Genomic DNA, 540 nt, shown 5'->3' with positions numbered 1-540 from the left:
TGGTGGTATTGCCGTTAACTGTCTAGGTCATTGTCACCCGGCAATGGTGAATGCGCTGCACGAGCAAAGCCAAAAGCTTTGGCACTTAAGTAACGTGTTTACTAACGAGCCGGCGATTCGCTTAGCTAAGAAGTTAACCGATGCAACCTTTGCCGACCGCGTTTATTACGCAAACTCAGGTGCTGAGGCCAACGAAGCCGCATTAAAACTGGCGCGTCGTTGGGCGATTGACGTGCACGGTGAACAGAAGCAAAAAATTATTGCCTTTAACAAAGGTTTCCACGGACGCACGTTCTTTACTGTCACTGTCGGCGGTCAGCCTGCTTATTCTGACGGCTTTGGTCCAAAGCCAGGTGCGATTGAACATGTACCCTACAATGATGCAGATGCATTGGCGAAACTTATCGATGACAAGACCTGTGCGGTGATGATGGAGCCGTTACAAGGCGAGGGTGGTGTCGTCCCACCAGAGCAGGACTTTGTAAAGCAAGTGCGTGAATTGTGTGACAAACACAATGCGTTATTGATTTTTGATGAAGT

General features: G+C 48.9%; 1 protein-coding gene. It reads left to right on the top strand.

What is annotated here, in order from left to right; genetic code table 11:
• The coding region (locus B2X00_RS02815) for an aminotransferase class III-fold pyridoxal phosphate-dependent enzyme (protein WP_290486035.1) at window positions 1-540 on the top strand (540 nt) is incomplete at both ends.

The organism is Idiomarina sp. UBA3162 (genome assembly GCF_002364475.1).
Classification (GTDB): domain Bacteria; phylum Pseudomonadota; class Gammaproteobacteria; order Enterobacterales; family Alteromonadaceae; genus Idiomarina.
This window is presented reverse-complemented; position numbering and strand designations above follow the sequence as displayed.